Origin of the sequence: Haloferax sp. Atlit-10N (assembly GCF_003586325.1) — an archaeon.
In the GTDB taxonomy this organism is placed as follows: Archaea; Halobacteriota; Halobacteria; order Halobacteriales; family Haloferacaceae; genus Haloferax; species Haloferax prahovense.
The window spans coordinates 381,364-395,318 of record NZ_PSYX01000002.1 but is presented as its reverse complement, the minus strand read 5'-3'; the positions used below and the strand labels follow the sequence as shown (position 1 = coordinate 395,318).

Genomic DNA, 13,955 nt, shown 5'->3' with positions numbered 1-13,955 from the left:
ACTCTGTGTAGACAGAATATAATATTGATAATATATATGCGAAAACAATTTCGATGAATGAGTTTATGGGCGGGACGCGCCTGTATCGGCGTGTGTATCCCCTTGGCCACCTCGCATTCGGCTATCTCTCCGTCGTGGCCCTCGCTCGCGTGCGTGACTGGGAGTTCCGCTACCCTCACGGCCTGACGCTCGCCCTCCTCGCGATAGGGACGCAACTGCCGGACATTATCGACAAGCCGCTGGCCTACGCGGGCGTGCTCCCCAACGGCCGATCGCTCGCACATTCACTCCTCATCGTCGTCCCCGTCGTGTTCCTGGGCGTCCGGTATCTCTCGCGTCGAGGCTACGGAACTGAAGCGCGCGTGCTCGCGGTCGCAATCGGGTCGCACCTCCTCGGTGATTCCTATCTCCTTGTCGTCCGCCAGGAGTGGCGCGAACTCGGCTTTCTGTTGTGGCCCGTCGTCCCAGCCCTCCAGTACCCGAGCGACGACATCGCCCCGTGGGTCCGGATTCTCAACGCGGGGTTCGACAGCCCACAGATGCAGTTCCAGTATCTGTTGTTCGCCGGTGCCGTAGCCATCTGGCTCGTGAGCGTCTATCGACGACGCCGGCGACCGGCGGCGTGACACTCCAAAGATATAACGTACATATGTTTGTTTCACAAGCCGCGACGAGAATAGTTAGAATCCCAACTATTTTGTTCCATGCTAACATACGCCAGTATTGGGGGTAGGAACGAGTTGTCAGCTCGGCACCCAACATCGAACGACGACTGCGCATCTGAGTGACCACCACAGTGGTCGGTGAGTCACCGACTCGCGACGCTTGCAGGGGATTGGTCCCCGCGGTCTTCTCTCGGTGGTTGGCGTGCGTGTCGTCGAAGACCACTCCCCGGTCGGCGTCGATCTCGTGCGAACACGGGTTAGTGCAATCCCAATCGATATACTCGTGGTTCCGGTAGTCAAGGCTAGGAGCACGCACGTACGACACACGCTCCCAGCCACCCTATGATCGACGAGTCAACGACGATTGGCCGTTGTCCGGACTGCGAGACGGAACTCCACGAGTATCACGTGTTAATCGAGTTCGAGACGGAAGACGACGAGACTGGCGTGTTCGCGGACTGTCCTGAGTGTGATGATGTTGTTCGGTTGAATCGGTGACGTTCACCTGCGTGGTTGGACGACGTCTCCGAGCCGTGTCTGCGACTGCGCGCGACGGCACGGTGAATTCTCTCTGGGGTATTAGTGCGCTCCCGAAAAAAGCGAAGGACTGTTTAGCCGTTGTACGTCCAGCTCTGCAGGGTTGCAGAGTTGGAGCCGGATTCGGAGGTCCAGACAATGCGGATAGTGTTGCCCGAGGAGACTGAGAGGCCGTCGGTGGGGTTGTCAAACGTCGTCGAGTCGCCTGCGTTGACGTTGTCGTCAGAACCGGTATCAGCAGCTGGCCACGCTGCGTCGAGGCCACCGCCAATGACTTTCAGGCGAGCGGGGTCGATGGCGTCACCGCTTTCGTGGGTGATGATGAGTTCAGGCGTCGCATCATCGTAGTCGAAGCTAAAACTCGCCTGCGGGGCAGTGTCGCCGACTTGGTCGCCGAGGCCGAGAACGAACGTCCCGATGACGGCCGCGAGGATGACCGTAATCGCGACCATCAGGATAACACCGATAACGGGCGAAACAGCGGAGTCGTCTTTGAAGAGGTTGGTAAGTTGCATTGTATATTTCCTGTGCCCGAACAGACGGCCGTCCACGCGTAGTCGACGCGTGTCGCACGCAACGAACAGATGAGGTACCTGCTGCGTGTACGCGACCCCTGTGGGCTTACAACCAAACATATGTTGGGCATGCTAATAAAGATAGATTGAGTGACTATCTCATAGCACGGAACAATCACAAACACAGACAATTCGAGAGGAGACCCACCGAACCAACCATCAGAACCGGTCTCACGAGCCGCCATTGTTACGTCCGTCCTGAATGTCTCGAATCGCGATAGTTATCTCTGAGCAACACGTTCAGGCTCTCATGCCGCTTGCGACGGAGCCAGCAGTCGCGCGGACGTACACAACGCCGGTCGACGACCCGTGGGAGTACGTACTGCAGTATCGCGAGACGTTAGACTACACCGCGGCCAACCCCGACAGGGGGTCGACCGCGGTCAGTACCGCGCTCGACCTCCCGCGGGGTCGCGTCCGCGAGTGGATGGACGGAAGCATCCCGGACGTGGTCCGCGGGCTGAACACGGCTATCGATAACGGCTGGTTCCCAGAGTCACTCCGCCAGCCAGCCGCGCGCGCACTCAACCGACTCGTCGCCGCGGTGTTCGCGACGGGGAGCATCGCCCTGGAGAACTACCGGCCGTCGTTCGTCGTCGACGACGCCACCCGCGACGTGGTCGCTGACGCGCTCGCAACGCTCGGCGCGGGCCACCGAACGGTACACACTGACGACGACCGACGCGCGACCGAACTCGTCCCGCGACGCGACGCCGCGGTGTTGGGTCGCGTGCTCGCCGCGGCCGGTGCGCCGGTCGGGCCAAAGACCAGCCACGAAACGCTCAGGCTCCCCACGTATCTCGATGATGCGCCACTGTCGATTCAAGTCGATTTTGTCGAACTCTATGTCGATAGCCGGGGGACCGAACTCGACGGGAAGGCGACGACCCCGCTACTCGAACAGCGAAGCGAGTCGTTTCGTCGTGAACTTGCGGCGCTCGTCTCGCGAGTGACCGACGAACCCGTCTCGGTCGGTACGAATGGCGTGTATCTATCGGCGACGGCCGCGCGTCGACTCGGCGTGCGGTAACTACTTTGTTCCCATGAGATCGGACACGGCGTCCGGTAACGAGATCATTCCCTGCAGCTCTAAACATATTTTTTCACATATTAATTAGACTGTATGTACTATGGGAGCACTCATAGACGACATTTTGCAATAAAAATCTAAACGAGTAGCTTTATTCTCATTCGGATTTAGAGTCTATGTAAGCAAAGTGGCTATGGCACCGACAAGCGAGGAAAAAACTCAACGAAAAAGCCTGTCGACACGCGAGTCACAGGTACTGTCACGGCTCGCAAGCGAGAACAGACAGGTTATCTCGATTGGTGACATCGCGAACGCCCTCGATATCCCGCGGAAGTCGGCCAAGGACATGGCGTATGCGCTCAAAGAGAAAGGTTGGCTTGAGCGAATCGCACACGGGAAGTATCTCATTATGCCGCTCGCTGCGGGCGAAAATCCTGTCTATACCGAACACGAGTTCGTGATTGCATCCGCGCTCGTGGAGCCGATGTACATCGGATATTGGAGCGCGATGAATCACCACGGACTGTCCGAACAGTTGTCCCGAACCGTGTACATCGTGACGACAACGCGTGCCCAGAAGCGTGAAATCCACGGGGTTACGTATCGACCAGTAACGGTCACCGAGCAGAAATTCTTCGGCTCTCAACCGACTGCAGTCGGGACGAACCAAGTGAACATTTCGAGTATCGAAAAGACCCTCGTTGATTGTGCCGATCATCCGGAATTCTGTGGCGGCATCGGTGAGCTTGCAAAGGCGATGCAGAACGCAGCTGATACGCGGTGTTCGTGGGAACGAGTCATCGAATACCTGCGACGAGTGAGAAACGGTGCCGCAACGAAACGAATCGTCTACCTCGCCGACCAGTTGGATATCGATCTTCCTGGATACTCGAGCGTCGTCGAGAACTTCACGACAGGATACCCGCTACTTGACCCAACAAGAAAAGCGAAGGGGACCCGTGACAGTAAGTACCAACTTCGATTGAACGTCAGCCCCGAATCGTTCCTTCCGGAGGATCGCTCGTGATTTCGGAAGCACAACTACGAACGTTGGCCAGAGAACTGGATGTTCGCCTCGGATACGCAGAAAAGAACTACGTCAATTCGTGGATTCTGTGGGCAATCTATACGGGTTCCTACGGCGACAACCTGCTGTTCAAGGGCGGAACCGCGCTGAGCAAGTTGTACTTCCCCGAGACGTGGCGCTACTCGGAAGACCTTGACTTCGGTGTCGAGGGGGCGTATCGCGGGAGCAAAGCAGAATTGCAAGACACACTAGCGGACGCGACCAGAGCCTCTGGTATCGATTTCGAGGTGACAAAGCACCGCGAACTACAGAAAGAAGCATATCCGACGCACTACGTCGATATCGACATCCAATACACTGCTGTCCTCGGACACAAGAACACGACGAGTCTCGACGTGATGATCGACGAATACGTTGCGTTTGGCTCCGTGGATCATCATCACTACTACGAAGATGTCCCCGAATTCAGGTTGACGGCATACAGTCTGGAAGAGATCTTTGCGGAGAAGTTGCGAGCGCTCTATCAGCGATCCCAAGCTCGTGACTACTACGACCTCTACCGAATGATCACCGAGGCAGAGATCAACGACTCAAGTATTCTCCCAGCATTTTCGAAGAAGTGTGAACACGATGGACTAGATATCAAACTGCGGGACGGGCTGCCAACTGCGAAACGGGACGAAATCCGTGACGGGTGGCAGCAGACACTCCCAGACTTGGTCGCAGATCTCCCGGAGTTCGGTTCTGTGTATAACGAACTCGAAGAGTACATCGATTCACTAGTCAGCAGGTATTGACATTGTGGTGTACGCTCGCAGCGCGCTGACTCGGCGTGCGGTGAGTCCCCCTGAGAAAGACCAGATAGCGATATCAATTATCAGTACAAAATATATTCTAGGTAATTGATTAAATTGGCGTGGCGGCGATCAATTGAAATCTCTAAACAACTGTATCTGAATTAAATTCCCCTATAAACTCGATAGTAGGGAACTATATGCCACAAATAGCCAATAATTCCCTCATTATTTTGGAGAAAAAGAATCGGCAACTCTTAACCCCAAATATGTCGAGAAGCAAATTATATTCAAAACAGACCACAGTAAATAGATGAATCTAGACGGAGCATCGAACTCAAGTACGTTGAGTCGACGCCCCCGACATCCTTATGCACACGATAATATAATCTACTGCATAATGATTAACCGCGAAAACGAACTGGACTGGTTGACGTCCCACCTCACGCGAGACGACCGTCAACTGCTCGTCTTGTACGGTCGCCGCCGAGTCGGCAAGACGACGCTCGTAACAACTGCGCTCGAGTCGCTCACCCAGGACACGCTCTATTATCTCTGTGACCAACGGGGGCCGGCACACAACGCAACGCAGTTCGCACGGGACTGTGCGGAGCACTTCGATGATGTCCCCCCCGATGTGGACGACTTCGCGGATGCGTTCCGGTATCTCAAAGCCCGGGTTGATGGCCCGTTCGTTGTCGCACTCGACGAATTTTCCTACCTCGTGGAAGCCGATGAAACCATTCCGTCGGTGTTTCAGACCGTCGTCGATGAACTAGTGGCTGACACAGACATTTCACTCGTCCTGTTGGGGTCGTCGATTTCGATGATGGAAGAAGGCGTCTTGAGCTACGAGAGCCCACTGTATGGACGTCGAACCGGTCAGTGGCGACTCGAACCACTCGCTGCCGGCGAGGTGAGGAAATTCTTTCCCCAGTACGATGCCGAGACGGCCATCCAGGCATATAGCGTACTGGGTGGTATCCCTGCGTACCTCGAGCAGTTCGATGATAACGATGACTTGCTCACGAATATCGAACGACACATTCTCTCGAAAGGGGAGTTCCTCTACGAAGAGCCTGAGTTCCTCCTTCGACAGGAACTCCGAGAGCCGACGACGTACATGGCGATTCTTGAGGCGATTGCCAGTGGTGCGACCCGTGTGACGGACATTGCGAACAACATCGACAAGAACGCGAGTGGAATTACCCGATATCTCCAGAACCTCACCCGGTTGGCCCTCGTCAAGCGCGAGACACCAGTCACCGACCCCGACGGGCGCGGTGTGTACAGATTGACCGACCAATTCGTCCGGTTTTGGTTCCGATACGTGTCGCCGAACCGAGGGACGCTCGAACAAAGTCGAACCGGGCCGGTACGGGATTCAATCGCTGAGTCACTCTCGACACACACGAGTTTCGCCTTTGAGGAAGTCTGTCGACAGGCCGTCAGCACGGCAGCATTCCCCGTCGCTTGTGCTCGGGTCGGCCGGTGGTGGTACAAGGAAGCAGAGATCGACGTCGTCGGGCTGAATCCACAAACTAACACACTCCTGCTCGGAGAATGCAAGTGGACGAACAATCCCGTTAGTCAGTCGCTTGTCGATGAGCTTGAAGCGACTGAACCGGAGGTCCGCTGGCAGGGCGCAGATCGAGACATCGAGTATGCACTCTTCTCACGGTCTGGCTTCACTGATGAACTCGTGGAGTATGCAACGGAGCGAGAGGATCTCCATCTATTCACTCCCGCGGATGTGATGGCGCTCTTCGAGTAACGAACTACACAACCCACGAGGACAACGGCGTCAATCGACGGTGCTAGTCCGACTGGTCGGTCACGCCGTCGCACGCACAGAGTTGCAGCGCATTCCGAAGGTGGAAGTCCTTCTCGACGGGATCGTCTGTTTCGAGCGCTTTGTGCAGATGGACTTTCGTCTGCTCGACGAACGATGTCGGCTCACTCATCGCCCCGGGTGCGTATCTCGCCACGAGTCGTTCGGAGGCCACGCACGGTCCGGTCCACGAGAGGTTCGGATTGTTGCAACATACCACTCATGTTTCCTAGCTAACCTTATTCTCAAAAGTGTTTCTAGACGTTTTCTGTCCCTGTAGCCGAGTTTCAGTGGGTTTCGATGCGAACGTAGACGGTCAGGTCCACAAGCAATCAATCGACACCCCACTCACCACTCGGCGAGTCGGCCGTCGTCGTGGTGCCAGACGGGATTGTACCAGTTGACCTCGTCTTGGGAGCGCTCGCGGACGTACGCCTCGTCCACGTCGATACCCAGTCCCGGGTCGGTCGGCCGTTTGACGAAGCCGTCGTCGAAGTCGAACTGGTGGGGGTCGTCGAGATACGCGAGGCCGACGCTCTCGTCCGGGTCGTGGAGGCCGAGGTCCTGTTCCTGCATGACCGCGCTGTGAGAGGCGAAGCCAGCCTGGAGATTCGCGGCGAAGGCGACCGGGCTCAACGGACAGTGGGGGACGACAGACACGTCGAACGCCTCGGCCATCGTCATCACCTTCCGGAGTTCGGTGATGCCGCCAACGTGGGTGACGTCCGGCTGGAGGACCGACACCGACCCCTCGATCAACAGCGGCTTGAAATCGTAGCGCGAGTAAAATCGCTCGCCGGTCGCGAGCGGGGTGGTCGTCCCCTCGGCGAGCGCGGCGAGCGCCTCGGAGTGTTCGGGACCGACGGGCTGGTCGATGAACATGAGACCGTAGGGTTCGAGCGCCTCGATCAACTGCGACGCCATCGACTTCGAGACGCGCCCGTGGAAGTCGACGCCGAGGTTGAGGTCGTCGCCGAGCGCCTCGCGGACGGCGGCGACGCGCTTGCGGGCGGTTTCGACCGCGGCCGGCGGCTCCAGCGGGCCGAACTCGTTGGTCGCGTTCATCTTGAGCGCCGTGTACCCCTGGTCACGCCGCTGAATCGCCTCTTTCGCGACTTCCTCCGGCGTCTCGCCGCCGACCCACTGGTGGACAGGAATCCGGTCGCGGACGTGGCCGCCGAGGAGTTCGTACACCGGGGCGTCGTAGTGCTTGCCTTTGATGTCCCACAGCGCGTGGTCGATACCGGACAGCGCGCTCATGAGAACGGGCCCACCGCGATAGTACCCGCTTTGGTACAGCTTCCGCCAGTGGTACTCGGTCCGAAGCGGGTCTTCCCCCAGCAGGTACACCTCCACGAGTTCTTCGACCGCGGCACGGACCGTCCGGAGACGACCCTGCACGATGGGCTCACCCCAGCCGACGAGGCCGTCGCTCGTCTCCAGTTTGAGCAGCAACCACCGCGGGGGCACCGCGAACAGCTCGTAATCCGTGATGTGCATGGTCGCACAATCCGGAGTGGATACTTCAATGCGCGGGAGAACCACCGCGTGTTGACGGCAGCGTCCGGGCCGTGAGCATGAGACTGGCGCTGTCGACGCGAGCGTGGTCAGTCGGCCCCGACGGTCGCGTTTTCGAGCGGCTGCGAGAGCGCGTTCTCCGCGTCGTCGGTGAGTTCCCGCTGGTGAATCGTCTCGCCGGTCTGGGTGTCGAACAGGTGGACGTCAGTCGGCGGGGCGTGCGCGTGCAACTGCTCGCCTTCGCTGATGGGTTGTTGCCCGTCGACTTCGACGACGAACGTCTCGTCGTGAGACGCCGCGACCGACCGGACGTACACGTACGAGACGCTTCCCATCGGCTCGACAACATCGACGACGACCTCGAAGCCGTTGTCTGTGGGCGCTTCGGAGAGCGTGAAGTCCTCCGGGCGGGCGCCGAGCGTCACCGCGGTCCGGTCGCCGACGTTCGCCTCCATGCGCTCTGTGAGGTCGTACTCGAAGCCGTCGGCGACGAGCGTGCCGTCTACGACCTCGCCCTCGAAGAAGTTCATCGACGGCGACCCGATGAAGCCGGCGACGAACCGGTTCGCAGGCCGGTAGAAACACTCCAGCGGCGTGCCGACCTGCTGGAGTTCGCCGTAGTTGAGGACGACGAGGCGGTCCCCCATCGTCATCGCCTCGGTCTGGTCGTGCGTGACGTACAGCGTCGTCACGCCGAGGTCGTTCTGGAGGCGATTGATTTCGGTGCGCATCGTCGTCCGGAGTTTGGCGTCGAGGTTGGACAGCGGTTCGTCCATCAAGAACACGTTGGGGTCGCGGACGATGGCGCGGCCGAGCGCGACGCGCTGTTGCTGGCCGCCCGAGAGTTCACCGGGCGTGTTGTCCAAAAGCGACTCGATGCCCATCATCTCGGCCGTCTCGGTCACCGTCGCTTCGATTTCGTCGGCCGAGAGATCGGTCGACATCTTGAGCCCGAACGACATGTTCTCCTCGACGGTCATGTTCGGGTACAGCGCGTAGTTCTGGAACACCATCGCGATGTCCCGGGCGCGCGGCCCGAGTTGATTGACGAGCGTGTCGCCGATGTACACGTCGCCGTCGGTCTGCGTTTCGAGGCCGGCGACCATCCGCATCAGGGTGGACTTGCCGCTTCCCGACGGACCGACGAAGACGACGAACTCGCCGTCTTCGATGTCGAGCGACACGTCGTCGACGGCGACGACCGCGTCGCCGCCGTCTCCGAACTCCTTCGTTACGTCGTCTAGCGTGATACTGGCCATGTGTGTGTCTCCGCGTTCGTGATGCGGCTGTGTGCCCCTGCCGCGTGGGTGGTGGTGTGGTTCGCGAGCGATGCGCGCTGTCGTGCCGACGGTCGTCGGCCGTGTGAGAGCCCAGTCTGTGTCATTCTTTGATCACCACGCCGAAGCTCAGCCCGGCGGCGAGGTACTTGTTCACCGCGACGAGGAAGACGACGACCGGGAGAATCATCGCCATCGAGGCCGCGGCGAGCATCCCCCATTCGATGGACCGAGAGCCGATAAACGAGTAGACGAACAGCGTCACCGGGACGGCCTTGAAGTTCGTCAAGACGAGCCCGAACAGAAGCTCGATCCACGCGAAGATGAAGCTGATAATCGCGACCGAGAAGATGCCCGGTTTCGCCGCTGGAAGGACGACCTTGCGGAAGCCCTGGAACCGGGTCGCGCCGTCGACGCGAGCGGCCTCTTCGAGCGTCTCGGGGATGCCGTCGAAGAACGCCTTCATCACCCACACGACGAGCGAGAGGTTGATGCTGACGTACATGAATACCATCCCGATTCGGCTGTCGAAGAGGTTGAGTTCCCGAAAGATGACGAAAAACGGGATGACGACGGCGATGGGCGGGAGCATCCGCGAGGAGAGAATCCACACGAGCACGTCCCGCTCCATCGGGATGTCGTATCGCGAGAGGACGTACGCCGCGGGCACGCCGATAAGCAACACGAGGACGACCGACGCCGACACCATGACGACGCTGTTGGCGAACGCCGCGAGGAACGCGCCGTCCTGTGCGAGCCGGATGTAGTTGTACACCGTCGGCAGGAAGACCCAGTCCGGCGGCAGCGCGTTAGCTTGTCCCGGTGGTTTCAGCGACATCGACGCCAGCCAGTACAGCGGGAACAACACGACGAACGACCACGCCAACAGGAGGCCGTGACGGGCGACTCCCACGAGCGTCTCTCGGGTGTCTTTGTCGAGTCGCTGCGACCCGGTGTCCACGGACGACTGGGACTGGTTCTCGGACGCCATCAGTCCCACACCCCCTCGAAGCCGACCTTGGCGATGACGATGTTCGCAATGGCGACCACGAAGACGAGGTAGACGACTGCAATCGCGGCTGCCACCCCCGGCGAGTTGTTGATGAACATCTGTTCGTAGATGTTGATGCTCACGAGTTGGGTGGCCGTCCCCGGGCCGCCCTGGGTCAGCCCGTAGACGACGCCGAACGTCCGAAAGAGGTCAATCATCCGGATGAGCGTGGCGACAAACACCACCGGCTTCATGTACGGGATGATGACGTGGAGGTACCGACGCCACAGCGGCGCGCCGTCGACCTTCGATGCCTCGATGAGCGTGTCAGGCACCGACGAGAGGCCGGCGTAGAAGATGATGAACATGAACGGCGTCCAGTTCCACGTGTCGAGAAGGACCACCGTCAACAGCGGAATCTCCGAGAGGAACGCCGGGGCCGCAAAGGGCGTCGTCGCCTCGATGAGGTAGGGGATGACCCCGATTTCGCTGTTCAGCATGATGCGGCCGATGGTTGCGAGCGAGACGGGCGCGACGGCCATCGGGACGATGAACAGCACCCGGTAGAACGATTGCAGTCGCTCGGACTCCACGCCGGCGACGAGCGCAGCCAGGCCGAACCCGAGGACGCTCTCGAGGGCGAGCGCGCTGACGACGACGGTCACCGTGATGATAAACGAGTGGAGCGCGCCGCCGCGGCCGAACGCCGTCGCGTAGTTGCTCAGGCCGACGAACTCGGCCGCGAAGACGTCGAACGTGGGTTCTTCGATGACGCTGAGGTAGAGGTCGTACGCGCCGGGGAAGAAGGTGATAAGCACCATCACCAGCACCATCGGCGCGATGAACCAGTACGGGAGGTAGTCATTCCACAGCTCCCGGAGCCTCGCAAGACCCGTCTCGCTCGTCGTCGTCGTTTCGGTCTGCGTTTGCGTGCTCATGGCGTCACTCGCTGTAGATCTCCTCTGCGATTTCTGCGGCCGTCGTCATCGCCGCCTCGGCGGACTTCTGGCCCGCGAGCGCCCGCTGGAGTTCCTCGGAGTAGCGCTGTCCCCACTCGGGGTACTTCCGGTCGAACGGGTCCGGCGACGCCGACTGGAGCGATTCGAGGGTCACCTGCGCGAACTCCTCACCGACCTGCGAGCGGAACTCGTCGTTCTCCCAGACCGACTGGCGGACGGAGAAGGCGGCGTCGCTGTGGAGGTGCATCCACGTGTTGGTCGGTTCCGAGGTCGCCCAGAGCATGAACAGGAACGCCTGTTTCGAGTTCGCCGCGTTCTTCGACGTCGAAATCTGCCAGTTGTACGCGTTGGGTGCGAACTCGCCGTCGGCCGGCTTCGGGACCTTCGCGATGCCGACGGTGTCGGCAATCGACGACTCCGAGCCGGTCAGGCCGGGCCAAAACAGGTTCGCGTCGGCGACGATGTGACCCGCGCGACCCTCCTGCATCGTCGACAGCACGTCGGACCACGACTGCGTGGACGCGCCGTCAGCACCGTAGTCCCGCAGGAGGTTCGTGTACCACGTCGCCGCGTCGATGACGCCCGAGGAGTCGAGGCCGGAGTCAGTCGGGAACTCCGTCCAGAGCGACGAGCCCATCTCGCGGAGGAACGTGTTCAGGACGTAGATGTTCATCCCGTAGCCCTTCTGGCCGCGGCCGACAGTACCGACGACGTCCGACTCGTTTTCGTGGATCGTCTGGGCGTTCTGTCGGAACTCCTCGAGTGTCTCCGCGACCTCGAGGTCGTGTTTCTCGTAGAGGTCGGTCCGGTAGAACTGGGTCTGGACCTCTACGGTGATGGGCAGGCCGGTCCAGTTGTCGCTGAAGCCGCCGCCGTGGGCCTGCCACCGCGACGCCTCGAAGAGGTCGTCGGGCTGGTACCAGGCTTCGTCGTACAGACTTTCGTCTTCGAAGTAGGGGTCGAGCGGCTGGAGCCAGCCTTCGTTGCGGTACTGGTTGACCACTTGGTCCATGAAGAAGACGTCAAACTGGCCGGCTCCGGTGCTGACGTCGGTCTGGCGCTTCGTCCGGAACTGGTTTTCGGGCAGGATGTTCCAGACGACGTCGATGCCGGTGAGTTCCTCGAACACGGGAATCGCCGGCTTGATGGCCGAGACCCACGGGTGCTGGACGGCACCGATGTTGATCTGCGAGCCCTCGAACTGCGTCCAGTCGATGTCGGCGTCGTACTCGCTGAGCGGGATGGCGGGCTCGGACGACGACGAAGTCGAAGTGTCGCCGTCGGTGCCGCCGCCGTCAGTCGAGTCGCCGCTGTTCTGTGCCTGTTCGCCGCCGCGGGTACAGCCGGCGAGGCCGCCGAGGAGCCCCGCTACTGCCGTCGTCTTGATGAAGTGTCGTCGGTTGTGGTCGTTCGTCATTGGATCTGATGTGCTGTGGTGTGTGTGGTGTGTCTGGTTGGTCAGTCGCGCCGTGCCGCGTCACCGCGTGGGATAGATAATCTTCTTCAGCCCGCGGTTGTCCTCCATCTGGTCGAACGCCGTCTCGAGGCCGGCGAGGCCGAACTCGTCGGTGACGAGCGTGTCCACGTCGATGCGGCCGTTCTGGAGCAGTCGCACTGCTCGCGCGAACGTGTCCGGCGTGAGCGAGTAGCTCGAAACGACCTCGCGTTCCTCGAAGAACAGTTCGGACGGCGAGAGTTCGATCGTCGCGTCTTTCGGGGGGACGCCGAAGATGAGCGTCCGGCCACCCGGCCCGGTGAGCGACTGCGCCTGCGCGATGGTCTGGGGGAGGCCGACGGCTTCGACGGCGACGTCGACGTCGCCGACGAGGTTCGGAATCACCGTCGTCGGGTCCGTGACACTCGGGTCGATAGTGTGGTCGGCACCGACCGCCTCGGCCACCGCTCGGCGGTCGTCGACCGGTTCGGAGACGACAATCGTCCCCGCGCCACTCGCCCGAAGCGCCTGGACGAGAAGGAGGCCGATGAATCCCGCGCCGACCACGACCACGGTCTCGCCGCTCGTCAGGTCAGCCTGGTCGACACCGTTGATGACGCAGCCGAGCGGTTCGGCGAACGCGGCCGTCCGGTAATCGAGGTCGCCGATTGGCTCGACGTTGCCGACGGGGACGGCCGCATACTCCGCGAACGCACCGTCGATGACGTGTTTCGCTGCCCCGCCGAGCGAGGTGAGGTCGTGACAGAGGTTCTCCCGGCCGGCCTTGCAGGCGCGACACTCGTGGCACGGCACCGACGGGTTGATGGCGACCCGGTCGCCCACCTCGTAGGCATCAACGTCCGACCCGACATCGACGACTTCGCCCGCGCTCTCGTGGCCGGGAACCATCGGGAGGTCAACGTCGAGGTTGCCGTGATACATGTGCAGGTCGGTTGTACAGACCCCACAGGCGTGTATCTCGACCAGCACCTCGTCGGCGTCGGGGCGCGGTCGCGCTGTGTCGGTGATCGCTACCGTGTGGGTATCCGTTAGTTGGGCAGATTTCATTGTTCGACCGTGACAATCCGTTCAAAAACTGATTGATAAAACCCCATGGCCGGAATCGAAACCGCTCGTTTAGAGAGCTATACTACCGAAAATCGGGCGATTCAGATTGTTCTGCAGAGCAAAACGAGGTAGCTATTGCCGGCCATTTGTTGTATAAGCTATAATAATTAACAATTGTGCGCGTGCTGGAGCGTGTGTGGTCTGGGTCGTCGTTCTGCTCTGAAAAACAAATTCTATATAGGTGTGAT

General features: G+C 60.2%; 13 protein-coding genes. 5 read left to right on the top strand and 8 right to left on the bottom strand.

Annotated features, from left to right (window positions below; translation table 11 throughout):
* The first annotated feature begins 92 nt into the window (after positions 1-92).
* Entirely contained in the window at positions 93-626 is a 534-nt protein-coding gene (locus C5B91_RS09005; protein WP_115819655.1) for a metal-dependent hydrolase, read from the top strand.
* Between the two features lie 650 nt (positions 627-1,276).
* On the opposite strand, the gene C5B91_RS09000 is transcribed toward C5B91_RS09005, so the two are convergent.
* The gene (locus tag C5B91_RS09000; RefSeq protein WP_115819809.1) at positions 1,277-1,717 is read right to left on the bottom strand and encodes a type IV pilin; all 441 of its coding nucleotides are present in this window, start codon (positions 1,715-1,717) and stop codon (positions 1,277-1,279) included.
* 310 nt (positions 1,718-2,027) lie between these two features.
* On the opposite strand from C5B91_RS09000, the gene C5B91_RS08995 reads away from it, so the two are divergent.
* The 4 genes from C5B91_RS08995 (at position 2,028) to C5B91_RS08980 (ending at position 6,402) form a co-directional block, all read left to right on the top strand.
* Positions 2,028-2,807 carry a hypothetical protein gene (locus C5B91_RS08995; protein ID WP_115819656.1) on the top strand — a complete coding sequence of 260 codons (780 nt, stop codon included), beginning with the start codon at positions 2,028-2,030 and terminating at the stop codon, positions 2,805-2,807.
* A gap of 193 nt (positions 2,808-3,000) precedes the next feature.
* Positions 3,001-3,834: a type IV toxin-antitoxin system AbiEi family antitoxin gene (locus C5B91_RS08990; protein WP_115819657.1), complete on the top strand. Its 834-nt coding sequence runs from the start codon at positions 3,001-3,003 to the stop codon at positions 3,832-3,834.
* A complete protein-coding gene (locus C5B91_RS08985; RefSeq protein WP_115819658.1) occupies positions 3,831-4,631 on the top strand; it encodes a nucleotidyl transferase AbiEii/AbiGii toxin family protein in 801 nt (266 codons plus the stop codon). The genes C5B91_RS08990 and C5B91_RS08985 overlap by 4 nt, the downstream gene beginning before the upstream one ends.
* A gap of 397 nt (positions 4,632-5,028) precedes the next feature.
* Positions 5,029-6,402 (top strand): ATP-binding protein, encoded by a 1,374-nt coding sequence (locus C5B91_RS08980; protein WP_115819659.1) that lies wholly within the window; start codon positions 5,029-5,031, stop codon positions 6,400-6,402.
* Positions 6,403-6,445: 43 nt separating this feature from the next.
* On the opposite strand, the gene C5B91_RS22390 is transcribed toward C5B91_RS08980, so the two are convergent.
* The 7 genes from C5B91_RS22390 to C5B91_RS08950 form a co-directional block, all read right to left on the bottom strand.
* Complete coding sequence (locus tag C5B91_RS22390; RefSeq protein WP_199519520.1) at positions 6,446-6,592, bottom strand: hypothetical protein; 147 nt, start codon at positions 6,590-6,592, stop codon at positions 6,446-6,448.
* A gap of 215 nt (positions 6,593-6,807) precedes the next feature.
* A complete protein-coding gene (gene dgoD, locus C5B91_RS08975; protein WP_115819660.1) occupies positions 6,808-7,959 on the bottom strand; it encodes a galactonate dehydratase in 1,152 nt (383 codons plus the stop codon).
* Between the two features lie 107 nt (positions 7,960-8,066).
* On the bottom strand, positions 8,067-9,236 hold the full coding sequence (locus C5B91_RS08970; RefSeq protein WP_115819661.1) for an ABC transporter ATP-binding protein: 1,170 nt from the start codon (positions 9,234-9,236) through the stop codon (positions 8,067-8,069).
* 121 nt (positions 9,237-9,357) lie between these two features.
* Complete coding sequence (locus C5B91_RS08965) at positions 9,358-10,245, bottom strand: carbohydrate ABC transporter permease (RefSeq protein WP_115819662.1); 888 nt, start codon at positions 10,243-10,245, stop codon at positions 9,358-9,360.
* Positions 10,245-11,183 carry a carbohydrate ABC transporter permease gene (locus C5B91_RS08960; RefSeq protein WP_115819663.1) on the bottom strand — a complete coding sequence of 313 codons (939 nt, stop codon included), beginning with the start codon at positions 11,181-11,183 and terminating at the stop codon, positions 10,245-10,247. The genes C5B91_RS08965 and C5B91_RS08960 overlap by 1 nt, the downstream gene beginning before the upstream one ends.
* A gap of 4 nt (positions 11,184-11,187) precedes the next feature.
* Entirely contained in the window at positions 11,188-12,621 is a 1,434-nt protein-coding gene (locus C5B91_RS08955) for a substrate-binding domain-containing protein (protein WP_115819664.1), read from the bottom strand.
* 60 nt (positions 12,622-12,681) lie between these two features.
* Complete coding sequence (locus tag C5B91_RS08950; protein WP_115819665.1) at positions 12,682-13,707, bottom strand: alcohol dehydrogenase catalytic domain-containing protein; 1,026 nt, start codon at positions 13,705-13,707, stop codon at positions 12,682-12,684.
* Positions 13,708-13,955 lie beyond the last annotated feature (248 nt).

Bases quoted from the DNA above. Each gene is read 5' to 3' on its own strand.
- C5B91_RS09000 (WP_115819809.1), bottom strand. From the start codon at position 1,717: ATGCAACTTACCAACCTCTTCAAAGACGACTCCGCTGTTTCGCCCGTT.
- C5B91_RS08995 (WP_115819656.1), top strand. From the start codon at position 2,028: ATGCCGCTTGCGACGGAGCCAGCAGTCGCGCGGACGTACACAACGCCG.
- C5B91_RS08990 (WP_115819657.1), top strand. From the start codon at position 3,001: ATGGCACCGACAAGCGAGGAAAAAACTCAACGAAAAAGCCTGTCGACA.
- C5B91_RS08980 (WP_115819659.1), top strand. From the start codon at position 5,029: ATGATTAACCGCGAAAACGAACTGGACTGGTTGACGTCCCACCTCACG.
- C5B91_RS22390 (WP_199519520.1), bottom strand. From the start codon at position 6,592: ATGAGTGAGCCGACATCGTTCGTCGAGCAGACGAAAGTCCATCTGCAC.
- dgoD (WP_115819660.1), bottom strand. From the start codon at position 7,959: ATGCACATCACGGATTACGAGCTGTTCGCGGTGCCCCCGCGGTGGTTG.
- C5B91_RS08970 (WP_115819661.1), bottom strand. From the start codon at position 9,236: ATGGCCAGTATCACGCTAGACGACGTAACGAAGGAGTTCGGAGACGGC.
- C5B91_RS08965 (WP_115819662.1), bottom strand. From the start codon at position 10,245: ATGGCGTCCGAGAACCAGTCCCAGTCGTCCGTGGACACCGGGTCGCAG.
- C5B91_RS08960 (WP_115819663.1), bottom strand. From the start codon at position 11,183: ATGAGCACGCAAACGCAGACCGAAACGACGACGACGAGCGAGACGGGT.
- C5B91_RS08955 (WP_115819664.1), bottom strand. From the start codon at position 12,621: ATGACGAACGACCACAACCGACGACACTTCATCAAGACGACGGCAGTA.
- C5B91_RS08950 (WP_115819665.1), bottom strand. From the start codon at position 13,707: ATGAAATCTGCCCAACTAACGGATACCCACACGGTAGCGATCACCGAC.